The 26,391-nt window shown below is 76.0% G+C and carries 23 protein-coding genes; 13 read left to right on the forward strand and 10 right to left on the reverse strand.

What is annotated here, in order from left to right; translation table 11 throughout:
• Window positions 1-177 precede the first annotated feature (177 nt).
• From SCA03_RS25485 to SCA03_RS25500, 4 genes are read left to right on the forward strand one after another with little or no spacing between them, the layout of a single operon-like run.
• A complete protein-coding gene (locus SCA03_RS25485; protein ID WP_086816105.1) occupies window positions 178-1,011 on the forward strand; it encodes a M55 family metallopeptidase in 834 nt (277 codons plus the stop codon).
• Entirely contained in the window at window positions 1,004-2,485 is a 1,482-nt protein-coding gene (locus SCA03_RS25490) for a M20/M25/M40 family metallo-hydrolase (RefSeq protein WP_086816103.1), read from the forward strand. The genes SCA03_RS25485 and SCA03_RS25490 overlap by 8 nt, the downstream gene beginning before the upstream one ends.
• Window positions 2,482-4,506: a prolyl oligopeptidase family serine peptidase gene (locus SCA03_RS25495; RefSeq protein WP_086816101.1), complete on the forward strand. Its 2,025-nt coding sequence runs from the start codon at window positions 2,482-2,484 to the stop codon at window positions 4,504-4,506. Before SCA03_RS25490 ends, SCA03_RS25495 begins: the two co-directional genes overlap by 4 nt.
• A gap of 2 nt (window positions 4,507-4,508) precedes the next feature.
• Window positions 4,509-5,027, forward strand: a complete 519-nt coding sequence (locus tag SCA03_RS25500; protein ID WP_170297909.1) for a DinB family protein — start codon at window positions 4,509-4,511, stop codon at window positions 5,025-5,027.
• Between the two features lie 22 nt (window positions 5,028-5,049).
• Here the strand turns inward: SCA03_RS25500 and SCA03_RS25505 are convergent, their stop codons facing one another.
• Together SCA03_RS25505 and SCA03_RS25510 are read right to left on the reverse strand one after the other, a co-directional pair.
• On the reverse strand, window positions 5,050-5,268 hold the full coding sequence (locus SCA03_RS25505) for a hypothetical protein (protein ID WP_141275682.1): 219 nt from the start codon (window positions 5,266-5,268) through the stop codon (window positions 5,050-5,052).
• 207 nt (window positions 5,269-5,475) lie between these two features.
• Window positions 5,476-6,540 (reverse strand): aminoglycoside phosphotransferase family protein, encoded by a 1,065-nt coding sequence (locus SCA03_RS25510; protein ID WP_141275683.1) that lies wholly within the window; start codon window positions 6,538-6,540, stop codon window positions 5,476-5,478.
• Window positions 6,541-7,237: 697 nt separating this feature from the next.
• Between SCA03_RS25510 and SCA03_RS25515 the strand changes: the two genes are divergently transcribed.
• From SCA03_RS25515 to SCA03_RS25525, 3 genes are all read left to right on the forward strand, one after another.
• Window positions 7,238-8,032, forward strand: a complete 795-nt coding sequence (locus tag SCA03_RS25515; protein ID WP_086817939.1) for a 4'-phosphopantetheinyl transferase family protein — start codon at window positions 7,238-7,240, stop codon at window positions 8,030-8,032.
• Window positions 8,033-8,080: 48 nt separating this feature from the next.
• Window positions 8,081-8,326, forward strand: a complete 246-nt coding sequence (locus SCA03_RS25520) for a hypothetical protein (RefSeq protein WP_030888392.1) — start codon at window positions 8,081-8,083, stop codon at window positions 8,324-8,326.
• Between the two features lie 318 nt (window positions 8,327-8,644).
• Window positions 8,645-10,648: a DUF5107 domain-containing protein gene (locus SCA03_RS25525; RefSeq protein ID WP_086817942.1), complete on the forward strand. Its 2,004-nt coding sequence runs from the start codon at window positions 8,645-8,647 to the stop codon at window positions 10,646-10,648.
• Between the two features lie 87 nt (window positions 10,649-10,735).
• Here SCA03_RS25525 and SCA03_RS25530 read toward each other — a convergent pair whose 3' ends face one another.
• From SCA03_RS25530 to SCA03_RS25540, 3 genes are all read right to left on the reverse strand, one after another.
• Window positions 10,736-11,089, reverse strand: a complete 354-nt coding sequence (locus SCA03_RS25530; RefSeq protein WP_030888398.1) for a VOC family protein — start codon at window positions 11,087-11,089, stop codon at window positions 10,736-10,738.
• Between the two features lie 77 nt (window positions 11,090-11,166).
• Window positions 11,167-11,976 (reverse strand): methyltransferase domain-containing protein, encoded by an 810-nt coding sequence (locus SCA03_RS25535; RefSeq protein WP_030888400.1) that lies wholly within the window; start codon window positions 11,974-11,976, stop codon window positions 11,167-11,169.
• Between the two features lie 200 nt (window positions 11,977-12,176).
• Window positions 12,177-12,620: a CBS domain-containing protein gene (locus tag SCA03_RS25540; protein ID WP_030888403.1), complete on the reverse strand. Its 444-nt coding sequence runs from the start codon at window positions 12,618-12,620 to the stop codon at window positions 12,177-12,179.
• 358 nt (window positions 12,621-12,978) lie between these two features.
• Here SCA03_RS25540 and SCA03_RS25545 point away from each other — a divergent pair, with 358 nt between their 5' ends.
• Window positions 12,979-13,941, forward strand: a complete 963-nt coding sequence (locus SCA03_RS25545; protein ID WP_086817940.1) for a SigB/SigF/SigG family RNA polymerase sigma factor — start codon at window positions 12,979-12,981, stop codon at window positions 13,939-13,941.
• Between the two features lie 79 nt (window positions 13,942-14,020).
• Here the strand turns inward: SCA03_RS25545 and SCA03_RS25550 are convergent, their stop codons facing one another.
• On the reverse strand, window positions 14,021-15,322 hold the full coding sequence (locus SCA03_RS25550; protein WP_086817941.1) for a PAS domain-containing protein: 1,302 nt from the start codon (window positions 15,320-15,322) through the stop codon (window positions 14,021-14,023).
• Between the two features lie 306 nt (window positions 15,323-15,628).
• Between SCA03_RS25550 and SCA03_RS25555 the strand changes: the two genes are divergently transcribed.
• The 3 genes from SCA03_RS25555 to SCA03_RS25565 all read left to right on the forward strand — a co-directional run bounded on the left by SCA03_RS25555 (window position 15,629) and on the right by SCA03_RS25565 (window position 19,401).
• On the forward strand, window positions 15,629-16,438 hold the full coding sequence (locus SCA03_RS25555) for a GAF and ANTAR domain-containing protein (protein WP_230988915.1): 810 nt from the start codon (window positions 15,629-15,631) through the stop codon (window positions 16,436-16,438).
• 221 nt (window positions 16,439-16,659) lie between these two features.
• Window positions 16,660-18,162 (forward strand): aminotransferase class I/II-fold pyridoxal phosphate-dependent enzyme, encoded by a 1,503-nt coding sequence (locus SCA03_RS25560; protein WP_230988916.1) that lies wholly within the window; start codon window positions 16,660-16,662, stop codon window positions 18,160-18,162.
• The gene (locus tag SCA03_RS25565; RefSeq protein ID WP_086818279.1) at window positions 18,163-19,401 is read left to right on the forward strand and encodes an MBL fold metallo-hydrolase; all 1,239 of its coding nucleotides are present in this window, start codon (window positions 18,163-18,165) and stop codon (window positions 19,399-19,401) included.
• Between the two features lie 123 nt (window positions 19,402-19,524).
• Here the strand turns inward: SCA03_RS25565 and SCA03_RS25570 are convergent, their stop codons facing one another.
• Entirely contained in the window at window positions 19,525-20,163 is a 639-nt protein-coding gene (locus SCA03_RS25570) for a DedA family protein (RefSeq protein ID WP_037850226.1), read from the reverse strand.
• A gap of 20 nt (window positions 20,164-20,183) precedes the next feature.
• Window positions 20,184-20,960, reverse strand: a complete 777-nt coding sequence (locus tag SCA03_RS25575; protein ID WP_030887427.1) for an MBL fold metallo-hydrolase — start codon at window positions 20,958-20,960, stop codon at window positions 20,184-20,186.
• Between the two features lie 345 nt (window positions 20,961-21,305).
• On the opposite strand from SCA03_RS25575, the gene SCA03_RS25580 reads away from it, so the two are divergent.
• The gene (locus tag SCA03_RS25580; protein ID WP_141275684.1) at window positions 21,306-23,528 is read left to right on the forward strand and encodes a phage holin family protein; all 2,223 of its coding nucleotides are present in this window, start codon (window positions 21,306-21,308) and stop codon (window positions 23,526-23,528) included.
• 26 nt (window positions 23,529-23,554) lie between these two features.
• On the opposite strand, the gene SCA03_RS25585 is transcribed toward SCA03_RS25580, so the two are convergent.
• Both SCA03_RS25585 and SCA03_RS25590 read right to left on the reverse strand, forming a co-directional pair.
• Window positions 23,555-24,685, reverse strand: coding sequence for a fatty acid desaturase family protein (locus tag SCA03_RS25585; RefSeq protein WP_086817725.1), 1,131 nt, complete (start codon window positions 24,683-24,685; stop codon window positions 23,555-23,557).
• A gap of 293 nt (window positions 24,686-24,978) precedes the next feature.
• Window positions 24,979-25,797, reverse strand: coding sequence for a helix-turn-helix domain-containing protein (locus SCA03_RS25590; protein ID WP_030887436.1), 819 nt, complete (start codon window positions 25,795-25,797; stop codon window positions 24,979-24,981).
• Window positions 25,798-26,052: 255 nt separating this feature from the next.
• On the opposite strand from SCA03_RS25590, the gene SCA03_RS25595 reads away from it, so the two are divergent.
• Window positions 26,053-26,358, forward strand: a complete 306-nt coding sequence (locus SCA03_RS25595) for a 4a-hydroxytetrahydrobiopterin dehydratase (protein ID WP_030887439.1) — start codon at window positions 26,053-26,055, stop codon at window positions 26,356-26,358.
• The last annotated feature ends 33 nt before the right edge of the window (window positions 26,359-26,391 follow it).

Below are 26,391 nucleotides of genomic sequence, written 5' to 3' on the forward strand. Positions count from 1 at the left end.
CCGGCACCGGCGCGTCCGGCGCGGCCGGGTTCCCCGCACCACAACCGGCGGTATTCGCAGGTCAGAGCGGGTGTCCCGGCCGTTGCTCGGCCGCGCGGGTGGTGTGCCACGGGCCCCGCCGACGGGAGTTATCCACAGGGGTGTCGTGGTCCTGGGCGACCGCGTAACGTTCCGCGCATGAAGATCCTCATCAGCGCCGACATGGAGGGCGCAACCGGAGTCACCTGGCCCGCCGATGTGCTGCCCGGTACCCCTCAGTGGGAGCGCTGCCGGTCGCTGTTCACCTCGGATGTGGACGCCGCTGTCCGAGGCTTCTTCGAGGGCGGCGCCGACGAGGTGCTCATCAACGAGGCGCACTGGACGATGCGCAATCTCCTGCTGGAGAAGCTCGACGCGCGCGCCGAAATGCTGACGGGCCGTCACAAGTCCCTGTCCATGGTCGAGGGCGTCCAGCACGGCGATGTCGACGGCGTCGCCTTCGTCGGCTACCACACGGGGGCCGGCAGCGAGGGCGTCCTCGCGCACACCTACCTCGCCAACTCCCTCACCGGCGTGTGGGCCGACGGCGTCCGGGCCTCCGAGGGCCTCCTCAACAGCCTCGTCACCGCGGAGTTCGGCGTCCCCGTCGTCCTGGTCACGGGCGACGACCGCACCGTCGAGGACGCCAAGGGGTACGCGCCGGAGGCCGAAGGCGTCGCCGTGAAGGACCACGTCTCGCGGTACGCCGCCGTGTGCCGCCCCCCGGCCAGGACGGCCGCCGAGATCACCACCGCCGCCCGGCGGGCCGTGGTGCACGCCGGCCGCCGCACACCCCCGGAGCCCCGACCGCACACCATCGAGATCGAGTTCGACGCCGAACACCTCTCCGGAGCCGCCACCGTCGTGCCCGGCGTCGAGCGCACCGGGGAGCGCCGTGTGGCGTACACCTCGCCCTCGGCCTACGAGGCCATCCGCTGCTTCAAGGCCGTCACCACCGTCGTCTCGTCAGCCGTGGAGGAGCAATATGGCTGAGCGTCAGCAGGGCCGCCCGCCCCGAGCCCCCGCCGCCCCCTCGTCCGCCTCCGCGCCGGCGCCCGGCGGCTCCCCGGCGGGAGAGCATCTGGACGAGCAGGTCTTCGAGGAGGTCGTCACCGCCACCTCGGAGCTGATCCGTATCGACACCACGAACAGGGGCGGCGGGGACGGCGACGAGCGGCGTGCCGCCGAGTACATCGCCTCGGGGCTCGCCTCCGCCGGGCTCGAACCCACCCTGCTGGAGAAGGCACGCGGCCGTACCAACGTCGTCGCCCGGATCGAGGGCACGAACTCCTCGGCGCCGGCGCTGCTCGTGCACGGGCATCTGGACGTGGTACCGGCGCAGGCAGCCGACTGGAGCGTGCACCCCTTCTCCGGCGAGGTGCGCGACGGCGTCGTCTGGGGCCGCGGCGCCATCGACATGAAGGACGCCGACGCCATGGTGCTCTCCCTCGTCCGCGCCTGGGCCCGTGCCGGGGTCCGGCCGCCCCGGGACATCGTGCTCGCCTTCACCGCCGACGAGGAGGACAGCGCCGAGTTCGGCTCCGACCATCTCGTCCGCGAGCACGCCGATCTGTTCGAGGGCTGCACCGAAGGCATCAGCGAATCCGGCGCGTTCACCTTCCACCCGGGCGACGGCCGCCGCATCTACCCGGTGGCGGCCGGCGAACGCGGTACCGCCTGGCTGCGGCTGACCGCGCGGGGCCGGGCCGGCCACGGCTCGAAGGTCAACCGGGACAACGCGGTCAGCCGGCTCGCCTCCGCCGTGCACCGCATCGGCGAGCACCGCTGGCCGGTCCGTCTCACCCCCACCGTGCACGCGGCGCTCACCCGCCTCGCCGAGCTGTACGGCCACACCCCACCCGCGCGGGACGCCTCCGACGAGGAGATCGACGCCCTGCTGGCGAGGATCGGCCCGGCGGCCGCGCTCGTGGAGCCCACCGTGCGCAACAGCGCCAACCCCACGGTCCTGGAAGCCGGTTACAAGGTCAACGTCATCCCCGGCACCGCCGCGGCCCAGGTCGACGGGCGCATGGTGCCCGGCGGGGAGGAGGAGTTCCACACCACCCTGGACTCCCTGACGGGTCCCGAGGTGCACTGGGAGTTCCAGCACCGCGAGGTCCCGCTCGAAGCGCCCGTCGACGCACCGCTGTTCGCCGCCATGCAGGAGGCACTCGAACACCACGACCCCGGCGCCCATGTCGTCCCCTACTGCATGTCGGGCGGCACGGACGCCAAGCAGTTCTCCCGGCTCGGCATCACCGGGTACGGCTTCACCCCGCTCAAGCTGCCCGAGGGCTTCGACTACCAGGCCCTGTTCCACGGCGTCGACGAACGGGTCCCCGTCGAGGCACTGCACTTCGGGGTCCGCGTGCTCGACCGGGTGCTGCTCGCCGGTACGTCCCCCACGGCATCCGCGGCCCCGGGTGCCGGCGCCGCTTCCACCCCGGCAGGAGGCCGATCCGTATGACAGTCCAGGCCCCGTACGGCACCTGGCCCTCACCGATCGACGCGGGCCTGGTCGCCGCGCACGACGGCCGGCCCGAGTTCCTCGGCGCTGTCGGCGAGGAGCTGTGGTGGACGGAGCCGCGCCCGCACGAGGGCGGGCGCCGGGCGCTGATGCGGCTCCCGGCGGACGGGCGGCAGCCGGCGGCTTCGGTGCTGCCCCCGCCGTGGAACGTCCGCAACCGCGTCATCGAGTACGGCGGTCTGCCCTGGGCGGGAGCACAGCGCGCCACGGGCGGCCCGGTCGTCGTCTTCACCCACTTCGGGGACCAGCGGCTCTACGCGGTCGAGCCGGACGCGCCCGAGGGCGTGCGGCCCCGGCCGCTCACCCCGCTGTCCACGGTGACCGGCACGGGGCTGCGCTGGTGCGACCCGGTGGTGCTGCCCGGACGCGGCGAGGTCTGGTGCGTCATGGAGGAGTTCACCGGCCCCGGCCACACCGAGCTGCGCCGTCTGCTGGCCGCCGTCCCGCTGGACGGCTCCGCCGCCGAGGACCGCTCCCGGGTGCGTGAACTGACCGACGACGCACACCGGTTCGTGACGGGTCCGCGGCTCTCGCCCCGTGGCGACCGCGTCGCCTGGCTCGCCTGGGATCACCCGGCGATGCCCTGGGACGGCACGCTCGCCCTGGTCGCGGACGTCACCGCGCAGGGCACGCTCGCCCGGGCGCGCGCCGTCGCCGGGGGCCCGCAGGAGTCCGTCGCCCAGGCCGAGTTCGCGCACGACGGCGCACTGCTGATCGCCTCGGACGCGGGCGGCTGGTGGAACCTCCACCGTCTCGACCCGGACGCCGCCACCCCCGAGCGGCCCGACCGGGCCCGCCGGCCGCTGTGCCCGCGCGAGGAGGAGTTCGCCGGCGCCGGCTGGAAGATCGGCCAGCGCTGGTTCGCGCCGCTGCCGAGCGGGCTGGTCGCCACCCTGCACGGCCGGGGCGCCCAGACCCTCGGCGTGCTCGACCCCGAATCGGGCGAACTCGTGGACACCGCCGGGCCGTGGACGGAGTGGATGCCCTCGCTCGCGGTCGTCGACTCCCGCGTCGCCGGTATCGCCGCCAGCCCGCGCAGCGCGCCGGAGATCGTCGAGCTGGACACCCGCACCGGGCACACGGTGGTGCTGGCCTCCCGCCACGAGGACCATGTGGATCCGGCGTACTACCCGGAGCCGCAGATCCGCACCTTCACCGGCCCCGAGGGCCGCGAGGTGCACGCGCACCTGTACCCGCCGCACCATCCGGAGACGGCCGCGCCGGACGGCGAACTCCCGCCCTACGTCGTATGGGTGCACGGCGGGCCCACCAGCCGCTCGCCGCTCGTACTCGATCTGGAGATCGCCTACTTCACCTCGCGGGGCATCGGCGTGGCCGAGGTCAACTACGGCGGATCGACGGGCTACGGCAGGGAGTACCGCAACAGGCTCCGCGAACAGTGGGGCGTCGTCGACGTCGAGGACTGCGCCGCCGTGGCCCGGACCCTCGCCCGGGAGGGCACCGCCGATCCGGCCCGGCTCGCCATCCGGGGCGGCAGCGCGGGCGGCTGGACGAGCGCGGCCTCCCTCACCTCACCGGCGGCCGACGAGGTGTACGCCTGCGGGACGATCAGCTACCCGATCCTCGATCTGAGCGGCTGGGTCGACGAGACGCACGACTTCGAGTCGCAGTACCTGGAATCCCTGATCGGCCCGCTGGCCGAGTGCCCGGGGCGGTACCGCGAGCGCTCGCCCCTCAACCGCGCCCACCGGGTGCGCTCCCCGTTCCTGCTGCTCCAGGGGCTGGACGATGTGATCTGCCCGCCGGTCCAGTGCGAGCGCTTCCTGGAGCAGATTGCCGGCCGCCAGGTGCCGCACGCCTATCTGACCTTCGAAGGCGAGGGGCACGGCTTCCGGAAGGCGGAGACCATCGTCCGGGCGGTCGAGGCCGAACTCTCCCTCTACAGCCAGGTGTTCGGCCTGGGACGCACCGACGTGCCCACGCTGGAGCTGCACACGTGACCATGCCCCCGCTGCCGGAGGGCGAGCCCCCGCCCTCGATCGACGACCCGCACACCCTGCTGGAGGGGTATCTCGACCACTACCGCGCCACGCTGCTGCGCAAGGCCGCCGAGCTGTCCGAGGAGGAGCTGCGCACCAGCCGTCTGCCCTCGGGCTGGACGCCGCTGGAGCTGATCCGGCATCTCACCTTCGTCGAACGCCGCTGGCTGTGCTGGGGCTTCGAGGCCGAGCCGGTGTCCGATCCATGGGGCGACCGGGGCCCGGACGACCGTTGGCGGGTGCCGGAGACGATGACGGCCCGGCAGGTGTTCGACGCCTTCGAGGCCCGCTGCGCACGCTCCCGCGAGATCACCGCCGGGGCCGCGCTCAGCCGGCGTGCCCGCACCGGCGGCCGGTTCACCGTGCCGGGGGAGGCCCCGAGCCTCGCCTGGATCCTCTTCCACCTCCTCCAGGAGTACGCCCGGCACGTGGGCCACCTGGACGTGGCCGTCGAGCTGGCGGGCGGCCCGGCGGGGGAGTGAGCCGGGCCCGCCGGGGGGCCGGTCAGACGGCCTTGGCCGGGCGGGGCGTCGTCAGTGCGCACGCGGTGAGCAGGACGGCAGCGGCGGCGAGGACCGATGCGGCGCCGAAGGCGTGCGCCGTCTGCGCGGCGGACTCGGCGGCGGCCCGGCGCCCTTCCGTGCCGGAGCCTGCCGTGTGCCCCATGGCCGAGGCCACGGTCACGAGGCAGACGAGCCCCAGCGAGCCGCCTACGGTGAGCATCGCCGGGAGGCCCCGGAGGCCCCGGAGGCCCCGGAGGCCCCGGAGGGCACCGGTGGGGCCGGTGACGGTGGAGCGGCGTGGCCCGGCGGTGGGGCGGCTCCCGGTGGGGCGCGTGTCGTCGGTTGGGCGGCTTCCGGTGGGGCGGCTGTCGGTGGGGCGGCTGTCGGCGGGGGACGGCGTGTGTCGCCGGTGGGGGCTTCCGGTGGGTCACAGCCCGGCCAGGTCGGCCAGGAGGCCGGCTCGGTGGAGCAGGGAGAGCAGTGCGGGTGTGTGCGGGTCGGGGTCCTGCTGCCGGGCCCGGTCGGGGTTCGGGGCCTGTGCGGTGGTCCACAGTGCGAACTCCACCTGCCGGGCCACCGCCCAGGCGCACAGCCGGTCCGCGTCCAGCCCGAGACGGTCGGCCACGAGCGCCGTCCGACGGCGGAGGACGGCGCGCGGGTCCGCCCGGCCGAAGGGGTCGTCGGTCTGCTCGATCAGCGGCCACGGGTCGTAGGCCGGATCGCCCGTCATCGGCTTGGGGTCGATGGCCAGCCAGGGTTCACGCGTCGCGGCCAGCACATTGCCGGGGTTGAAGTCGCCGTGCAGCAGAACCGTTCCGGGCGCCGAGCGGGGCAGTTCGCGCAGCAGCGCCGAGCCGAGGCGGAAGAGCCCGGTGTCCACGGCGGCGGGCCAGGCGCGGTCGGCCCGCTCGTCGGCGAGGTCCGCCCACCGCGCGGCCACTCCGGCGAGGCGGGGGACCCCGGCAGCGGTGGCCGCGTCCGGGTCGGCCTCCTGGCAGCGGCGCAGCACGGAGGCCGCGCGGACGAGGCGCTCGTCGGCCGGGAGCCGGTCGGTGCGGTCGAGCCGGGTGCCGGGCTCGCAGCGCTCGATCAGCAGGGCGAACAGCTCGGCGTCGGCAGCGTGGAGCCGCACCGCGCCACGGCCGTCGCACAGGCGCAGGGCCGTGCCTTCCTCCCGGGCCTCGGGGTGTGGCCAGGTGACCTTGAGGACGGCGCGGGTGCCGTCCGCGAGCCACGCCGGTGCGGCCCAGGCGCAGCTCCCGCCGTGGTACGGCGCACCGAGGCGCAGCTGCCAGCGCTCGCGCAACCGCTCGACGAGGACCGGTAGTTCGGCGGCCCAGGCCCGGCGGTCCGGCGCGTCCCGCGAGGTGGCGAGCACCGGAAGGGCGGGCGGGAACAGTGTGGACGGCGGAGGGCCGGGCGGGGGTCCCGGGGCGGGGCCGGAACGGTGGGGGCCGGGCCCGTCGGGCGTGGTGTCGGCGGGGAGAGTCATGGGCGGTCCCGTTCTGTCCGTGGGGGTTGGCGGTCCTGGCCGTGCGGGGGAGGGGGCAGACGTGCGGGGGCGCGCGGGGAGCGGCGGCTCTTAGGCGTGGTGCCGCGTGACCCCTGCGGTATGGGCGTCATGCACGGGTCCGGGCGTGGTCCGTGTCGGCGCGAAGGGGTGGGCAGGGGCCGGTGGTTCACGACTGGGGGCCCGGGGGTCGGTGCGTGGTGCGTCCACGTCCGGGGCGGGCTCTCCGGCGCGGTGGGGGAGGTGGCATCCGGTCCGGAGGTGGCGTGGGCCGGTCGCCCGGACGGGGCTCGGCGGTGCGGGGCCTCGCGGGCCAGGAAGGCGGAGCGGGCGTCGAGCGAGGGCGTGCGCCGGACCTTCTGGGCGGGCGTGCGCGTCTTCGTCGCGTTGCAGGGAGCGCGGGGAGCACCGTGGGGACGTCGTCGCCGGTTCCGTCGGCCGGGACGGAGGGGACGCCGTACGGCCGCAACCGCCCGGCCCGGAACGGCGACGCGGGCAGAGGCACGAGGGCCTGAGTGCGGATGCCGCCCTCCGGGGCCGGCGCGAGCGGAACGGGCCGCGTCCGTGCGCCGCCACCGCGAGGCCCCGCCTGTTCGCGCGTCCCCCAGCCGTCATGTGTCCAGCTTCTCAGTACCGGCCCGGAGCCCCGCGGCGTCGCTCGTTCGGGTAGGTTCCCAGCATGACGAGCGGAGCACCAGAACGATCCAACTCGCCTGTTTCCCAGGTCGATCCGGGCCCTCTCGCCGCGGCGGGCGGGGCCGTCGGCAGCAGCGGGGCGCCGTCCGGCGGGCAGGCCGGGGCGGCGGACCCCGCGCACGCGCCCGGCACCCTCGTGCTGCGTGTCTCCGCGCACGCGGCGGAGGCCGCGTCGGACGAGGCACAGGCGCTGCTGTCGCCCGAGGAGCGGGAGCGGGCCGCCGCCTTCGTCCGGCAGGTGGACCGCGACCGCTACCACGTCGCACATGTGGCGCTGCGCCGCCGACTCGCGGCGCTGCTGGACATCGACCCGGCCGCCGTGCCCTTCACCCGCGCCGACTGCCCCGTGTGCGGGGGCCCGCACGGCCGCCCCAGCGTGGCGGGCGACCCGGTGCACTTCTCGCTCTCGCACGCCGGCGACCTGGTGGCGCTGGCCTTCGCGTACGCGCCGGTGGGCGTGGACGTCGAGGAGTACCCCGCCCTGTCCACCGTGGAGCAGACCGCGGGCGCGCTGCACCGGCGGGAGCAGCAGGAGATCACGGCGCGGCCCGAGCAGGAGCGCACGGCGGCCTTCGCCCGCTGCTGGACGCGGAAGGAGGCGTACCTCAAGGGGCTCGGCACCGGCCTCGGCGAGGACCCGTCGATCAGCTATGTGAGCGCGCTGGAGACGCCCGCCTCGCCCGACGGCTGGCGGCTGGCCGATCTGCCGGTCCCGGACGGGTACGCGGCGGCCACCGCGATCCGGCTCACCCGTACAGCGGACGGGTCCACCCCGTAGGACCGGCCCGCCGGGCGCCGGGTGGGCCGTCTCGCCCATCGTGGACCCATGTGCGCGAAGAACGCCGGTCGGTCCGCGAAGAACGCCGGTCGCCTCCGCGGCGGCGGCCTGGTGACGCCCGGCCGGCTGGCCGTCGCGGTGCTGACGGTGCTCGCGTTGATCTTCGTCTTCGAGAACACCCAGCACACGAGGATCCGGCTGCTGGTCCCGGAGATCACCATGCCGCTGTGGACGGCGCTGCTCGCGGTGGGCCTGATCGGCTGGCTGTGCGGCCGGTTCGTCGCCCGGAAGTGAGCGGACGGCGCCTCCGGGCGCCGGGTCGGCGGGACTTCTGAGCCCGGGCGGGCCGCGGTGCCCGCCGTCGCCCCGCCCGGGCGAACTGCGCCGTCCGCCGGGCCCGTTGCCCGCACGGCACACACCGCCCCGCCGTAGGACACCCCGTGCCGCCCTGGCCCGTGCGCGGCGGAAGGGCGCGGCAAGCCGTGGCAGCCGGTGGGCAAAAGGATCTGGTGTGCCGGGTCGGGAGCGTGTTCCATGGTCATCGGGGGGACCGACGGCCGGAGTCGACGGCCCCGTGACCCGCGCAACAGTCCCGGACGAAGCGAGGTGGCCGTGCCCACGACCGTACGCCGCAGCACCCTGACCCTGCCCGTCGCACCCCTCGGCCCCGAGAACCCGCTGCCCGTGCTCGCACCGCCCGCCGACGCACACACCCTGGACGAGGACGAACGGGCCGCGCTGCCCGAGCAGATGGCGCGCCAGGTGGGCTACGGACCGCTGCGCTCGGTGCTGCCCACGCGGCTGCGGGACGGCTACGGGCGCGAGCGCAGGCCCGCCGCGCTGGACACCCTCGTGCTGGAGAACGCACAGCTGCGGGTCACCGTGCTGCCCGGGCTGGGCGGCAGGATCGGCTCGCTGTTCCACAAGCCGTCCGGGCGCGAACTGCTGTACACGAACCCGGTGTTCCAGCCGGCGGACTTCGCGCTGAACGGCGCCTGGTACTCCGGCGGCATCGAGTGGAACATCGGCGCGACGGGCCACACCACGCTCTCCTGCGCGCCCCTGCACGCGGCCGAGGTGCCGGCGCCCGGCGGGGACGGGGTCGTGCTGCGGCTGTGGGAGTGGGAGCGGCTGCGGGACGTGCCGTTCCAGGTGGACCTGTGGCTGCCGGACGCCTCCGAGTTCCTGTACGTGGGCGTCCGGCTGCGCAATCCGCACCACCGCACCGTCCCCGTCTACTGGTGGTCGAACATCGCGGTGCCGGAGGCCGAGGACACCCGGGTGCTCGCGCCCGCCGAGGAGAGCTGGCACTTCGCCTACGAACGCCGGCTGCGCCGCACACCGGTGCCGGAGTGGGAGGGCACCGACCGCACCTACCCGCTGCGCAGCGAGTTCCCCGCCGACTACTTCTACGAGGTGCCCGAGGACGAACGGAAGTGGATCGCCTCGCTCGACGGGCACGGCCGGGGGCTCGTCCAGACCTCGACGGATCTGCTGCGCGGGCGCAAGCTGTTCGTCTGGGGCTCCGGTCCCGGCGGCCGGCGCTGGCAGCAGTGGCTGACCGAGCCCGGCACCCCGGGCTACGCCGAGATCCAGGCGGGGCTCGCCCGCACCCAGCTCGAACATCTGCCGCTGGAGGGCGGCGAGTCCCTCGCCTGGCTGGAGGCGTACGGGCCGCTGGCCGCCGACCCCGGCGCCGTCCACGGCGCCGACTGGGCCGCGGCACGTGCCCACACCGCGGAGCGCCTGGAGGCCGTGCTGCCGCGCTCGGCCGTGGAGGACGCGTACGCGCGCTGGCTGCCGTGCGCGGACGCCGAACCGGTGGGCGAGCGGCTGGCGTCCGGCTCGGGCTGGGGAGCGCTGGAGGTCGCGCGCGCCGGCTTCGCGCTGCCCGGCACCCCGTTCGACGCGGGGACGCTCGGGCCGCAACAGCAGCCCTGGGCGGCCCTGTTGGAGTCCGGGAAGCTCCCCGCCGGGCCCGGTGACGAGCCGCCGGGACCGACCCTCGTCGCGCCGGAGTGGCGGGAGCTGCTGGAGTCCGCGTCGGCCGAGGGCCCGGAGGGCGGGCGGGAGCTGGACTTCCATCTCGGCGTCGCGCAGTGGCACGCCGGCGACCGCTCGCAGGCGGTGCGCAGCTGGGAGCGCGCCGTCGCTGCGGAACCGTGGTGGCCGGCGCTGCGCTGCCTCGGCGTCGCGGACGGGCTGGAGGGCCATGACGTGCGCGCGGCCGAGCGGCTGCTGGCCGCCGTGCACGACGCGCACGCCCGGCTGGCGCACAAGGAGACCGGGCCGGGCTCGCCCGTTGCGGCGGCGCTCGCCGCGCTGGCCCGGGAGGCCGCCACCGCCCTGCTGCGCGCGGGCCTCGCCGCCGACGCCGAAGCGGTCCTGGACGCACTGCCCGGCCACGCGCGCGACCGCGGCCGGTTCCGGCTGCTGCGGGCCCGGGCGCTGCTGGCGCGTGGTCAACGGGACGCCGCCCGCGCCCTGTTCGACGAGGGGTTCGATGTGGCGGATCTGCGGGAGGGCGAGGAGACGCTCAGCGACACCTGGGCGGAGCTGACGGACGATCCGCTGCCCGACCGCTACGACTTCCGTATGCGGCCCGCGGCCGGCTGACCGGCGGTCAGGCGACGGCAGATGAACGGAGGCGGCGGGGGCGCGGTCCCCGTGGGCGCCCGGCACCGGCCGGGCGCCCCACGGCGGTCAGCCCGCCTGGGACCGGTCGACGTACTCGAAGACGCTGCCGTCGGGGTGGCGGGCGACCAGGTTGCGGCCGATCGGTGTGGGGTTCGGGCCCGCGATGATCTCGGCGCCGACGGTGTGCAGATCGGCCAGCGCCTCGTCGACGTCCTTCACGGCCAGCGTGGCAGCGATCTTCCGCAGGACCTCCAGGTGCCCCTCCGGGCCGCTCATCAGGAAGAACGGGCCGACGGCCGCCACCGCGACCGGACCGTTCTGGAAGCGCACGGCCTCCGCGTTCGTCAGCCGCTCGTACACCGGAACAGCGGCGTCCAGATCATCGACACACACCCGCAGCGAGGTCCCCAGAATATCCATGCCGCCACCCTAGAGGCGCCCTCCCCGTGCTGCCCAACCCGCCTTCGGGCAGCCCGGGTTCGGGCCGGGGAACGTTCTCAGACGCGGCACAGCAGCTCGCCGTGGAGCACCCCGAACCAGCCGTCCTCGTGGGCGCCCCAGGCCCGCCACGCCTCCGCGATCCGCTCCAGGTCCTCGCGGGTGGCCAGGCCCTTGCCGACGGCCAGCTCCGCGTAGGCGGACGCGACGGTGCGCTCGGCCCACAGGCCGCTCCACCAGGCCCGCTCCTGCGGCGTCGAGTAGTTCCAGGTGCTGGTCGAGACCGTCACATCGGTGAAGCCGGCCTGCCGTGCCCAGGCGTGCAGCCGGCGGCCGGCGTCGGGCTGGCCGCCGCAGGCGCTCGCGACCCGGCGGTAGAGCTGCTGCCACCTGTCCATGCCGGGCACCTCCGGGTACCAGAACATGCCGCCGTAGTCCGCGTCCCGCACGGCGACGATCCCGCCCGGCGCGCACACCCGGCGCATCTCCCGCAGGGCGGCGACGGGGTCGCCCACGTGCTGGAGGGTCTGGTGGGCGTGGACGACGTCGAAGGAGCCGTCCGGCTGGTCGAGCGCGTGCACGTCCCCGGTGGTGAACTCGATGTTCTCCAGGCCCCGTTCGTCCGCGGTGGCGCGTGCCTGCTCCAGCACGCCCGCGGCCGCGTCCAGGCCGGTCACCCGGCCGCGCGGTACGAGGGCCGCCAGATCGCAGGTGATGGTGCCCGGGCCGCAGCCGATGTCCAGGACGCGGGCGTCCGGCCGCAGTTCGCCCAGCAGATAGGCGGCCGAGTTGGCGGCGGTGCGCCAGCGGTGGGAGCGCAGGACGGAGTCGTGGTGGCCGTGGGTGTACACGGCGGTCTCGTGTGCCATGCACGCACTCTAGGCGCGCGTCTTGCCATGCGAGCAAGACTGTCTCTCGATGTGGGACACCTGATGCTCGGTGCCGGACGCCGGACGCCGGACGCCGGACGCCGGACGCCGGACGCCGGACGGCCTGCGGTGCCGGACGCCGGACGCCGGACGGCCTGCGGTGCCGGAAGCGGTCCGGAATCCGGCCGGGCCCGTCCCGGTCAGCCGGCCGGTTCGTCCCGCCGCAGCCGGTCCGGGGCCGCGCGGCTGATGTCGGCGAGCGCCGAATCGGAGTCGCGGTCCCGGGCGAGGTCCCCGAGGGTGACGACGCCCACGAGCCGGCCGTTCTCCACGACGGGCAGCCGGCGCACCGCGTGCGAGCGCATCAGCCGCACCGCGTCGTCGACGAGCGTGTCCGGGCCGGCGGCCACCGGCGTGGGGGTGCACATCGAACGGCAGCTCACCCCGAGCGGGTCCACACCGTCGGCGACCGCGCGCAGCACGATGTCGCGGTCCGTCAGCAGGCCCACCAGCCGGCCGTCCCGCGCGACGAGCACGTCGCCGATGCCCTGCGCCCGCATCAACTGGGCCGCCTCGACCAGCGTGGCGTCCGGCCGGACGGTCGTCGCCGCGGCCGTCATCACCTCTCTCACGAACCGTGTCATCGTCCGTCTTCCCTTCGCCGCCCCGGCGTCCGTGGGCGCCGGGCTCCTCTCCGGTGCGGTCCGACGGGGCTGTCCGGTACCCCGTTCCGGCCGTCCGACACCGGGTGCGCGGCGACCGGCGGGGCGCGACCGGGTGCCGGGCCGGGCACGCGGGGCGGCGGCCCGTCCGGAGCGCACGCGCCGTGCGGGGCGGAGGTTTGCCGTGGAGGCACAGGGGCACGCGCATCCCGTGCTTCGGAAAGCAGGCACATCCGCGGGAGCGGTCGCGTGGGCCCGGTGGCCTTCGTTCGCCCCGCCTGTGTCGAGCTCCCGCGGTGACCAGCCCGATTCACGTCACCGTAAGGGGAGAGCCAAGTCGATGACCGTGCGCACCCGTACACCGCGAGCCCGCCACCCGCACGACGACGCCCCCGACACCTCCGGCGAGTTCCGCCGGATCGCGGAGCTGCCCGAAGGCCCCGAGAAGGAAGAGCTGCGCCAGAACGTGGTGCGGGCCTGGATGCCCATGGCCGGCCGGCTGGCCCGGCACTTCCGCAACCGCGGCGAGGCGCTGGAGGACCTGGAACAGGTGGCAGCGCTGGGCCTGGTGAAGGCCGTGGCGCGCTACGACACCTCGCGCGGCTGCGCCTTCGAGAGCTTCGCCGTACCGACCATCGTGGGCGAGATCAAGCGCCACTTCCGGGACCACATGTGGGGCCTGCACGTGCCCCGGCGGGTGCAGGAGCTGCGCAACCGGGTCCGCACCAGCCAGCGGGAGCTGACCTCTTCCCTCGACGAACCCAGGCCCACCGTGCGGCAGATCGCCGACCACAGCGGTCTGAGCGAGGAGGACGTCCTGGTCGGCATGGAGGCGCTGGAGAGCTACAGCACCCTGTCCCTGGACTCCGAACTCCCGGGCGCCGACGACGGCTACTCGCTCTCGGACACCCTCGGCACACCGGAGCCCGGCTACGACCACGTGGTCGCCCGCGAGGCCGTCAAGCCGCGGCTGCGCCGGCTCCCCGAGCGGGAACAGCGCATCCTGTACCTGCGGTTCTTCTGCGACATGACGCAGAGCCGGATCGCCGAGCAGCTCGGCATCTCCCAGATGCACGTCTCCCGGCTCATCAGCCGTACCTGCGACCGCATCCAGCGCGACGTCGAGGCGGGCACCGACACCGGTTCCGACGTCGGCTCCGACATCGGTTCCGGCTCCGGAGGCGAGGGTGGCGACGGCCGGGCGAGCGCCGGGGCGGGTACCGCACCGGCGGGCCGGTGGCGCGGACAGCGTCCGGCGCGCGGTCGGCGGCGCGTTCCCGGCCGTGCGCCGGTGGCGGCCTGAGAGAGCGGCCCGGTCGGGCCCGCACCGCCCGGCCCACGCCCCCTGGCGCGGACGCCCGGACGCCGGACGCCCGTGCGCCTCAGCCCGGGGCGTGGGCCCGGGGCCCGGTGAGCGCCAGGGCCATATGCCGGGCCATACGGTCGGCCGCACCGGCCTCGGCGAGCGCGAAGTCCTCGCGCCCGCCGGTGCGTACCAGCGTGAGCACGCCCACCGCGGTGCCGACGGCGCCCCCGGCTCCCGGGGCGCCGTCCTCGGGCGGCACGGTCAGCGGCACGCACAGCACGGAGCGGGCCGCCAGCCGGGTCAGCACCGGTGAGCCGGTGGCGTCGGCGCCGAGCGCGTCCGGATCCTCGGGGCGGACGAGGAGCCGCTGTGCGAGCCCCTCGAACGCCTCGGTCACCAACGGGGCCGAGGCCGGGTCCTGCCGGCAGAGGGCCTCGCGCTCCGGTTCCGCGCCGGCCGGGCCCGCCGTCAGGGCGCGGCGCAGCCGGGGGCGGTCGCCGGAACCGTCCGCGAGGTCCGCCGTGTCCGGGACGCGAGGGGTCTCCGGAACGGCCTCGCCTTCCGGGGCGTCGGCACCGTCCGCGAGGTCGAGGACGACCCAGTCGGCGAACCGGCCCCGCAGGACGCCCGCGGCGCGGTCGAGCGCCTCCTGCGGGCCGCCCGCCACCAGCAGTTCGGCCGCCATGTCGTCGACCAGGTCGAGGAGTTCTATGTGCCGCACCGTCCGGGCGGGCTCCGGCGGCGGGGGCGGCGGCACGGTGGGCGGCATGGCGTGCACGACGGGCTGGAAGACGGCCAGCACGGCGCTGCGCTTCTCGCCCGGCGGGTGCAGCGCGCTCAGGGTGACCCGCAGCCGGGTGCTGTCGGCGGTGTCCGCAGGGCAGCCCGCGGCGCCGGGTGCACCCGCCTCCTCGTGCGGCGGGTGGGGCAGATGGACCTGGAGGCTCCGGGCGCCCTCGCCCCGGGAGACGGCGGCGACCTGGCTGCGGAAGGCCGCGCGGTCGCCGTGGGCGAGCGACCCGGTCAGCGCCCGGCCGGAGGCGTACCCGGCGCCCACGGCGAACAGCTCGCCCGCCGCCGCGTTCATCCGGCGCACCACCGCGTCCTTGTCCAGGAGCGTCACCGGGACGGGCAGCCGCTGGAAGAGCGCGCGCAGCAGCTGGGGTTCCCGGCTGTCGGCGTGGTTGGCGTGGTGCCCGGCGGCCATCAGCTCCTCGTACCGCGGCCACAGCACGTCCGCGGCGTGCTGGAGTTCGAACAATGCTGCGTCGAGGGTGGCGAGCGGTTCGGCGCCCGGAAGGGCCCGCGCCGATTTCAGCTCTTCCACGCGTCGACGGAAATCCACGAGTTCGGATGCGAACTCCTCTGCCCCGGCCATGCGGTCAACCTAGCCGGTCGGACGCATGAGCGGGTGCACTCTGTGCGGTTGTGATCGAACAAACCGGGCCCGCGCGGGGTGATGTGCACCACGCGGGCCCCCGAACACCGGCCCGCCCCGGGCAGGCCACCGGCCGTCGGGGCCGCCGAGGTCCGGCCGCGTGCCCACCGAGGCCGCGGCAGCGCGGAATCGGGGCCTTCGCCGCCGGCCCGCCGACGCCGGACGCCGGCGCCGGGCCGAGCCGTCCCCGCCCGTTTTCCCGCGACGGGTGCCGGGCAGCCGAGGGGCATGAAGAGCCCACGGCGCGTGCCCCCGCCGATGGCCACGGGGTCCCCGGCGGACGACGGCGCACAGATCGAGCCCGACGGACGGCCACCCGGCGAGGCACCCCTGGCCCGCAGCCTCGCCCGGCTCGCCGAACAGGCGGCACGCTCCGGGCCGCACTGCTGCGGCGCGCTGGCGACGCTGTCCATGCCGTCCGGAAGCGGCGGGCTCGACGACGCGGGCGACCCCGCGCTGGGCGTCACCCACCCCGACCTCACCCCGCTCGTCACCGTCCAGTTCGAGAGCGGCGAGGGCCCCATCCCCGCCGCGCTCGCCACCGGACGCCCCGTCAGCTGCCCCGATCTGCTGCGGGACCGGAGATGGGACGGCTACCGCGCCCACGCACTGGACGCCGGACTGCGCTCCACGACGACGCTGCCCTACCGGCGCGCGGGGGTCGTGCTCACCCTCACCGTCTGCTCGTTCCGGCCGCACGGCACCGCCGAGAACCCGGAGAACTCCCCGGCCGACCCCGGCAACCCGGGCACCGCCTCCTACACGGATCTGCTCGGCGATCTCGCCGCCTCCGTGCTGGTGCGCGATCTGCGCTACCGCGCCGCGCTCGACGAGGTCGAACAGCTCGACACCGCGCTGCGCTCCCGGCCCGTCGTCGACCGGGCCTGCGGCATCATCATGGCCGTGACCGGCTGCGGCCCCGATCAGGCGTTCGCCGTGCTGCGCCGCGTCTCCCAGCGGGCCAACCGCAAGCTGCACGACGTCGCCGAGGGCGTCGTCCGCACCCGCGGCCGCGGTGTGGAGCGCGAACTGCGGCAGCTCGGGCAGATGCCCTAGCCGGACGTCGTGGGCGGACGTCCCGGGCGGGCGTCCCGGGCCGCTCCCCGGTGGATGCTCAGGCGGCTGCCCTGCACGGACGGCCGTCCGGCGGCCCGCTCCGTCCGGTACTCCGGCGAACGCCGTAGGGCCACGTGTCGGCGTCCTGGCTCCTCGCGCCTTCTGCCAAGGTGTATGAGAGGAAGCTTGTCCTATGTAAGTCGCGGCGGAGGCAGGGACGGATGGGGCGCATCGACCACGGTCCGGCCGGCGGGAGCGAGGGCGGACAGCGGGCGGGGGACGCCGCACCCACCGGCACGACCGGCACGACCGGCACGGCCGGAACAGCCGGAGCGGCCGGGGCGGCCGGGGCGTCCGGGACCGCCGGAACTGCCGGAGCCGGCGGCGCCGTTGCGGACGACACCGGCACCGACACCGGCACCGACACCGTGCGTTCCGCCGCCGCCGGGTACTGGGAGCGGCGCGGTATGCCGACCGTGCCCGGCCAGGTGGCCGTCGCGCCCGGCAGCTCCCTGCTGCTCCTCGCGGTGCTGGCCGCGCAGGCCGCGCAGTCCGGGGAGGACGAGGAGGACGAGCAGGCCGGGGAGGCCGGGGGAGCCCTGCGCACCGCCGCGGGACGGCGCACGGTGCCCGGGCCCGGGGCCGTCTTCCTGCCGCGTCCCTGCTCCCGGCGGTACGCGCGGCAGGCCCGGCTGCTGGGCCGGGCCGTGCACACCGTTCCGGTGCCGGTCGAATGCGGGGGCGTGCCGGACCCGTTCGCGCTGCTGGAGGCCGTCCGCAGGGCGCGGACGCGGGGGACGGCCGGGCGGCCGGGGGAGCCGGGGGGCCGGGAACAGGGCCCGTCCGGGGTGCTGGTGCTGTCCGTCGCCGACGATGTGACGGGCACGACGGTTCCGCCCGAGCTGCTGCACGAGGTGTGCGAGGCCGCTGCCGAGGAGGGGCTGCTCCTCGTCAGCGACGAGACCTGGCGGGACACCTCGCACCGGCCGCACGACACGGTCGTCGTCAGCCCCGCCGAGATGCTGCACGGCAGCGCGCACGCCGACGCGGTCGTCGTGCTGACGGGGCTGAACCCGGCGGGCCCGGTGCCGCTGCCGCCGGGAGCCGCAGCGGGCGCTGCCCGGTTTCCCGCCACCGGGCGCGGCGCCCGGATCGGCGCCAGGACCGGGGAGGTGCTCGCCGCGCTGGGCGCGGGGCTGTCCCGCGCGTCCGCCGCTGCCGCCGCCGCGGCGCTGGCCGAGTCCGCGGAGGTCCGGGAGCGGCGGGCCGCCGCCGCCCGGCTGCACGGCGCCCGCGCCGACGCGCTGCACCGGGCCGTCACCGCGGCCGGCGCCGTGTGCCGGCCGCCGCACGTGGGGCGCGGCGTCTACGCGGACTTCGAGCAGTTGCGCAGCCGGCTCGCGGCGCGCGGCATCCGCGACGCCCCCGCGCTGGAGGCCGAACTGGTGCGCGGGCTGGCGGGCCACCGGCCGCCCCGGGCCGGGGACGGCCCCGGCGGCACCGGGGTACTGGGCGGCCACCGCTTCGGCGACGACCCGCACGCACTGCGGGTCCGCCTCGCGACGGATCTGCTGGCCGGCGCCCGCGGACCCGGACACACACCGGAAACGGAGCCCGCCGCGTTCCCCGAGGGGGCGGACCTGCTGGAATTGCCGGGTGCAGCACAGGCGTTGACGCAGGTGCAGTCGGTGCTGGCCGACCTCACGGATGGGAGCTCTCACTAGATGACCGAACGGACCGGACAGCCCAGCGAGCGCTCTGGCTCCACCCCCGCATCCCCACCGCCTCCCGGCCCGGCGGCGGAGCACCCGCGGCCCGCGTCGCCGTCGGCCGCCGCGTCTGCCGGGTCCGCCGGGTCCGCTGCGTCTGCTGCGTCTGCTGCGTCCCCCGCGGGCGGGTGCTGCGGCGGCGGGTGCGGCGGAGGGGCCCCGGCGGGCGGCCCCGAACTGCTGACGCTCGCGCCGCCGCCCCCGGTCTCCCCGCCGCGTCCGGTGGGTGCCAAGCGGGTGTGGCCCCGCTCGTTCACCGACCGTCTGACCTCGCCGCTGCCCGGGGTGCGTGCCATGGCGCGGCTCGCCAGGGAGGGCGCGATGCGGCCGATGGCCGCCGCGCTGCGCGAGGAGATCCCCCGGCTGCCGTTCGCGCCCGGCCCCATGCCGGATCCGGACGCCGGCACCATCGCCGTCACCTGGGCCGGGCACGCCAGCTGGGTGGTGCGGATCGGCGGGCTGACGGTGCTGACCGACCCGGTGTGGTCCCGCAGGATCCTCGGGACGCCGGCGCGCATCACCCCGGTCGGGGTGGCCTGGCGGGATCTGCCTCCCGTCGACGCCGTCGTCGTCTCGCACAACCACTACGACCATCTCGACCTGCCCACGCTGCGCAGACTCCCGCGCGAGACGCCGCTGTTCGTCCCCGCCGGGCTCGGCTCCTGGTGCCGGCGGCGCGGCTTCACCGTCGTCACCGAGCTGGACTGGTGGGAGGGCGCCGAGCTGCCCGCGCCGGCGGCGGGCGACGGGGCGCGGGTGCGCTTCGACTTCGTGCCGGCGCACCACTGGTCCAAGCGCACCCTCACCGACACCTGCCGGTCCCTGTGGGGCGGATGGGTGCTCACCGCGCCGGACAGGCAGCGGGTCTACTTCGCCGGCGACACCGGCTACGGCCACTGGTTCCGGGAGATCGGCCGCCGCTACCCGGGGATCGACCTGGCGCTGATGCCCATCGGCGCCTACGACCCGCGCTGGATGCTGCGCCCCGTGCACACCGACCCGGAGGAGGCGGTGCTCGCCTGCCGGGACGCCGGCGCCCGCCGGATGGCGCCCATGCACTGGTCGACGTTCCTGCTGTCCGGGGAGCCCCCGCTGGAGCCGCTGTACCGGGTGCGGGCGGCCTGGCGGGAGGCGGGGCTGCCGCGCGAGGACCTGTGGGATCTGCCCGTGGGCGCCTCCCGCGTCCTGGAGTGAGCCCCGGCGAGGCGGCGGCCAAACGCTGCGGGCACCGGGAGCGGCGGGGAGCGCCACGTGCCGGGGAGCGCCGGGCACGTCCACCGCGTCCGGAGCCGCACGAGGAGCGGGCTCGGAGAAGCGTCACGAGGAGCGGGTCGGGCGGACGCGGCGCCACAGCGCGGGGAGCGCGCTGATCAGCAGCGTCAGGCCGACCGCCGCGGCGACGCCCTCCCAGGGCCGGGGGAAGAGCGCGCCGCCCGCCACCCCGATCAGCTGGTAGACGGCGGTCCAGGCCAGGCAGGCGAAGACGTCGCCGCGGGCGAACTCGCGCAGCGGCGTCCGGGAGAGCAGGCAGGCCAGCATCACCGGGATGCGGCCGGCCGGCACCAGCCGGGAGAGGACGAGCACCGCCACCCCGTGCTCCCGCAGCTTGCGGTCGGCCTGCTCCAGCCGCTCCGGTGCCACCCGTCCCCGCAGCGCCGACAGCCAGCGCGAGCCGCTGCGGGAGCCGACGCCGCGCCGGCCCAGCCAGTACAGCCCGATGTCCCCGAGGAAGGCGGCGGCCGAGGCGACGCCGAAGACCGTCAGCAGCGCGAGCGCGGGCAGGCTCTGGTGCAGGGCGACGACGGCGGCGCCGCTCACCAGCGCCCCGGTCGGCACCACCGGCACCAGCGAGCCGAGCACCACCAGCAGGAACAGCGAGGGGTAGCCGACCGCCTGCTGGGTGGCCTCCGGCGGCGAGACCACCACCTCGGACACACGGTCGACGACGGCGCCCAGCCCCTGGGTGAGGGATCCGCTCACCGGGCGTGCTCCAGCCGGACGCTCTCGCCGTGCGTCAGCAGATGCACGGCGACCTCCGGGGCCGGCCCGGCGGCGAGCCGGGCGAACTCCTGGCCGGGCGCGTGGAATTCGTGCGGTCGGACGGCGTCCATACCGATCGGCCAGTAGGTGCCGTAGTGGACGGGCACGGCGTGCCGCGGGCGCAGCCGGCGCAGCGCCTCGGCGGCCCGCCCGGCGTCGAGGTGGTGCTCACCGAGGAACGGGCCCCAGCCACCGACGGGCAGCAGCGCCGTGTCGACCGGGCCGACCTCGTCGGCCATGCCGTCGAACAGGCCGGTGTCCCCGGCGAAGTAGGTGCGTGCCGCGCCCTCGACGACATAGCCGAGGGCCGGTACCCCGCCGCGGCCGATCGGCAGCCGCCGCCCGTCGTGCGAGGCGGGCACCGCGCGCACGGTCACGGCGCCGGCGCGCACCTCGTCGCCCGCGGCGACCTCGGTCAGCTCCAGCAGCCCGGCGAGCCGGCGCAGCCCGGGGACGGCACGCACGGCCCCGCGCGGCAGGACGACGGCGGTGCCCGGGCTGAGCCGGGCCAGCGAGCCGAGGTGCAGATGGTCGGCGTGCAGATGCGAGACGAGGACCACGTCGGCGAGCGCGGCGGCGGGCGGCGGCAGCGCACCGCGGCGGCGGCGCAGATGGGCCAGCCGCCGCACCAGCAGCGGGTCCGTCAGCACCGTGACGCCGGAGTCCCGCACGGTGGCGGTGGCATGGCCCCACCAGGTGACCTCGACGGGCACGGGCTCCTCCAGGGCTGCGACTCGGACACCGGCACCGGCGTCCGCACTACGCCTCCGAGCGTAGAACCCGGGGGCGGGAGGGGGACGGGCGCGGTCCGCGCGGGGGCGCGGGCGCGGGGCGTGGGTGTGTGCGGAGACGGGGGCCGGGCCGGTGCGGGGGCGCTCCTGTCATGCTCGCGGAGTATGAAAAAGTGGACGAAGACGGCGGCTCGTCCGGGGCCGGCCGACGGCCCGGCAACGGTCCGGCGGCGGCTCGCCGGCGGTTCGGGAGCGGCCCGTCGGTGGCTCGTCGGGGCGGTGCCGGTGCGCGGACGCCGGCGAGGCAGAGGGAGGTGATCAGGCGGCATGCACGGGGTCACCCGCATCCCCTGGCGCCGGCTCGGCGCGGGCGCGCTGCGCGTCGGCGCCGTCTGGCTGGTCACCACCGTCACCATGCTCGTCCTCGCGGGCCTGCTGCCGGAGTTCCGGCTCCAGTCGGCCGACGGGGACAGCGCCACCGTGATCGGTATCACCGCGGCGGCCGGTGCCGGGGCCTTCGGACTGCTGAGCGCGCTGGTGTGGCCGGTGCTCGTGCGGGCCTTCCTGCTGGTGCCGGCGATCGTGCTGGGCACCCTCGTCTTCTTCCTCAACGGCTCGCTGCTGTGGCTCGCGCTGTATCTGATCCCGTACGACCGGGGCAGCACCGATCCGACGACTGCCGTGGTCGTCGCCACCGTCATGTCGGCGGCCTCCTCGGCGACCAACGCCCTCCTCGCCGTCCGCGACGACCGTGCCTACCGGCACCGGCTCGCCCGGATCGCCGGACGGCGGCGCCGGCGCGAGGGCGGCGCCCGGCCGCCGTGCACCCCCGGCACCGTCTTCCTCCAGCTCGACGGGCTGGGGCACGCGGTGCTCGCCGAGGCGCTGCGCACGCCCGAGGGCGGCCGGCCGCTGATGCCCGCCGTGGCGGCGCTGTGCGGGCGCACCCACCGCCTCACCCCGTGGCGCACCGACTGGTCCAGCCAGACCGGCGCCAGCCAACTGGGCATCCTGCACGGCAGCAACGCGGACGTGCCCGCCTTCCGCTGGTACGAGAAGAGCCGCGGCGAGGTCATCGTCTCCAACCGGCCGACCAGCGCGGCCGAGTTGCAGCGCCGGGCCGTGGAGCGGACCGGGGACCGCGGGCTGCTGGCCCAGGACGGCGCCAGCCGCGGCAATCTGTTCACCGGCGGCGCCAAGCAGGTGGCGCTGGTGCTGTCCGTCTCGGCACGCCGCCGCAAGGAGAACCGTTCGCGCGCCGGGTACTTCGCCTACTTCTCCGACCCGGCCAACGCCACCCGCACCGCCGTCTCCTTCGTCGCCGAGGTGGTGCGCGAGATCGTCCAGTCGACGCGGGCACGGCTGCGCCGGGAGCGGCCCCGCGTCGGCCGGGGCGGGCTGTACCCGTTCGTGCGGGCGTTCGCGACGGTCGTCGAACGGGACGTGGTGGTGGCCGCCGTGCTGGGGGACATGCTCAGCGGGCGCACCGCCGTCTACGCCGACCTCGTCGGCTACGACGAGGTGGCGCACCACTCCGGGCCGCGCGGCCGGGACACCCGGCAGGTGCTGCGGCGGCTCGACCGGGCCGTCGGGCTGATCGTCAAGGTGGCCGAGCACGCGCCCCGGCCCTACCGGATCGTGCTGCTGTCCGACCACGGCCAGAGCGCGGGCGAGACCTTCGAGGACGCCTACGGGCTCACCCTGGAGGAGCTGGTCCGCGCCGGCAGCGGGCTGCGGGTGCCGCGCCGGGCCGGCCGCCGGACGGCCGTCGGACCGGCGGCGGGCAGCCGGAGTCCCTCCGGCGCCGAGGCGCGGGCCTCGGCGCGTGCCGCGCTGCGCAGGCCCGAGGAGTCCGGCCAGGAACCGCCCCGCAGGCCCCGGCGGAACGCGGGCCCGGTCGTCCTGGCGTCCGGCAATCTCGGGCTGGTCTCCTTCCCGGACATGCCGGGCCGGGTGACCAGGGAGCAGCTGGAGGCCCGGCGTCCCGCGCTGCTGCGGACCCTCGCGGAGCATCCCGGCGTCGGGTTCGTCCTGGTGCACAGCGAGGAGCACGGGCCCGTGGTGCTGGGCGCGGGGGAGTCCGAACACCGCCTGGAGACGGGGGAGATCGTCGGAGGGCGGGATCCGCTGGCACCCTTCGGGCCGGGCGCCGCCGCTGCCGTGCTGCGCACCGCCCGCTTCACCGAGGTGCCGGATCTGATGGTCAACTCCTCGGTGGACCCGGACACCGGGGCCGTACACGCCTTCGAGGAACAGATCGGCTCGCACGGCGGCCTCGGCGGCGAGCAGAACCGCGCCTTCCTGCTGTCCCCGCTGGAGCTGTCGCCGCCGGTGCGTCCGGACGAGGAACTGGTGGGCGCCGAGGCCGTGCACCGGGTGCTGCGCCGGTGGCTGGCCGAGAACGCCGGGTACTCCGTGTACGGCGGCGGAGGCGTCGGGGACGGCGGGGACGGTGAGAGCGCTGCGGACGGCGGGGGCGGTGCGCGCACGGTGGGGGCGACCGGTGTGCCCCCGGTCGCCGGTCCCGCCCGGTGCACCGCCGCGCGCTGAACCCGGGGGCCGTGCGCTGCGCCGGACTACCGGCCGGCGGCGTCCTCGTGGACCGGGCGCTCCGTCGTGTCGTCCGGGAGCGGGCGCCGTGCCCCGTCCTCGCGGATCGGGGCGCCGACCTCCCGCAGGTGCCGCAGTGCCTCGCCCCACGAGGCGAGCAGCCCGGTCTCGTGGTACGGGATGCCCAGCTCGGCGCAGTGTGCCTGGACGATCGGCCGGGCCCTGCGCAGATGCGGGGTCGGCATGCTGGGGAACAGGTGGTGCTCGATCTGGTAGTTGAGCCCGCCCAGGGCGAGGTCGGTGAGCGGGCCGCCGCGCACGTTGCGGGAGGTCAGCACCTGGCGCCGCAGGAAGTCGGGGCGCTCGTCACCGGTGAGGGTGGGCATGCCCTTGTGGTTGGGCGCGAAGATCGAGCCGAGGTAGACGCCGAAGACGGCGTGGTGGGCGAAGAGCACCGCCAGCGCGAGCCCGGCGGGCAGCGTGAGGAAGAGCGCGGCCAGATAGCCGGCGGTGTGCGCGAGGAGCAACCCGCCCTCCAGCCACCGGCGTTTGAGGTGCGGCTGCCGCAGCGCCCGGACGCTGGAGACGTGCAGATTGAAGCCCTCCAGGGTGAGCAGCGGGAAGAACAGCGCCGCCTGGTGGCGCCCGATGAACCGGGGCAGCCCCGTGGCCTCCCGCGCCTGCTCCCGTGACCACACGAGGATGTCCGGCGCCACGTCCGGGTCCAGCTCCTCGTGGTTGGGGTTGGCGTGGTGCCGGGTGTGCTTGTTCATCCACCAGCCGTAGGACATGCCGATGCACAGATTGCCCACGGTCCGGCCGAAGACCTCGCTGATCCGGCGGCCCCGGAAGACCTGGCGGTGTGCGAGGTCGTGCGCCACCAGCGCGAGTTGTCCGTACACCAGGCCGAGCACGACGGCCACGGCCAGCTGCCACCAGGAGTCACCGACCAGGACGAGGGCGGCCCAGGTGCCCGCGAAGGCCAGTCCGACCAGGGTGAGGCGGACGGTGTAGTAGAGCGGGCGGCGGGACATCAGGCCGGCCTCGGAGATCCGCCGGGAGAGCCGGGAGAAGTCGCTGCCCCGGCCGGGACCCGGGGTGGTCCGGCCCCGGCGCGGGGCGGTGCGCCGGGAGGGCGCCTCGATCGCAGTCGTCATGCCCTTGAGCCTTCCGGCCGCGGCGGGGCGCGGACAGCCGCTCTGCATGCCGGTGACGACGGGGGCCAGACGCCGTACGGGGTGGTGCTGGCACCACCCCGGGGCCGGGAGATCCTCACCCTGGAGGGGAGGGGAGCCACGAAAAGCCCTGCGCGGCGGGCGGGTCGGGCGAGGCGGGTGAGCCGCGACGCGCGGGCAGGCCCCGGCAGGCCCCCGGCAGGCCCCGGCAGGCTCCGGTGGGCCCCGACAGACGGGTCGGGCACGCAGCAGACGGGCCGGGCAAGCAGGGAGTCTCAGCCGGCTTCGCGGAGCGCCTTGGCGGTGGCGGGGTCGGCGGGCAGGAAGGTCTCCACGGCCAGTTCGGAGACGGTCACGTCCAGCGGTGTGTTGAACGTGGCGAGGGTGGAGAGGAACGACAGCCGCTGCCCGTCGACGTCGAGGACGAGCGGCAGCGCGAAGCGGTGTTCCGGTGAGTCGGGTTCGTGCGGTTCGGCCGCCGGCCAACTGCTGCCGTCCGGCGCCGGGTAGCCGGCGACCTCCTCGTACAGCTCCCGCACGGCCGGGGAGCGGTCGAGCGCGAGCTGGCGGCGCATCTGGGCGAGCAGATGGGCGCGCCACTCGGGCAGGTTGCGGATGCGCGGGGCCATGCCCTCGGGGTGGAGGGTGAGCCGCATCGTGTTGGCCGTCCGCTCGCGCAGCGCGGGGGAGACGCCGTCGAGCAGCAGCGCGATGCCCCGGTTCGCCGTCACCACCTCGTACCGGCCGTCCATGACGAGCGCCGGGTACGGCTCGTACGCGGCGACCATCCGCTCCAGGCCCGCCCTGACCTCGGCGAGGGCGGGGTCGTCGAGCGCGGTGGCGGGGAAGACGGGGGCGTATCCGGCGGCGAGCAGCAGGGTGTTGCGCTCGCGGACGGGGACCTGGAGGGTGGCGGCCAGCCTGAGCACCATCTCCCGGCTGGGCACGCTGCGGCCCGTCTCGACGAAGCTGAGGTGGCGGGCCGACGAGTCGGCGCGCAGGGCCAGTTCGAGTTGGCTGAGCCCGGCCCGCTCGCGCCAGTGGCGCAGCAGGGGCCCGACGGCGGGTGCTGCGGTGTCCTGCGTGGCCGGCATACGGGTCCCCCTCCGTGCGCGGCCCTCCGCCGGGCGGCGAGGGCGTCGGGACCCGACGGTAACCGACGGGGCGTGACAGGCTGGGCGCCCGGCCACCCGTCCCGCACGCCCGTCGCCGTGCTCATGTACCGCCGCACACGCGGACGTTCGCCCACGGCGTCCGCTGAGCGGCGGGCTCGGGCACGGAGGGCCGGGAGGTTCGTGCACCGCAGGACAGCAGGTCCGTGTACCGCAGGAGAGAAAGGGAGTGTTCCCATGGCGCCCCAGCCGCTGACCCGGGAAGAGACCGAGCAGGCGCTCGCCGGACTTCCGCACTGGATGACCGACGGCGACAGCGTCTCGCGCACCTACTCCTTCGAGAAGCATCTGCCGGCCGCGGCGATGGTCGTGCACATCAGCGCGATCCAGGAGGAGCTGAACCACCACGCCGAGCTGACGCTGGGCTACAACACCCTGGCGGTCTCGGTGAACACACACAGCGTCGGCGGGCAGGTCACCGAGCTGGACATCGCGCTGGCCCGGCGGATCGAGGCGATCGCGCCGGGCCACGGGGCGAGCTGAGACGGCGCGGGCCCGCCCCGGCCGGGACGGGCC

The organism is Streptomyces cacaoi, assembly GCF_006539165.1.
Taxonomy (GTDB): domain Bacteria; phylum Actinomycetota; class Actinomycetes; order Streptomycetales; family Streptomycetaceae; genus Streptomyces; species Streptomyces cacaoi.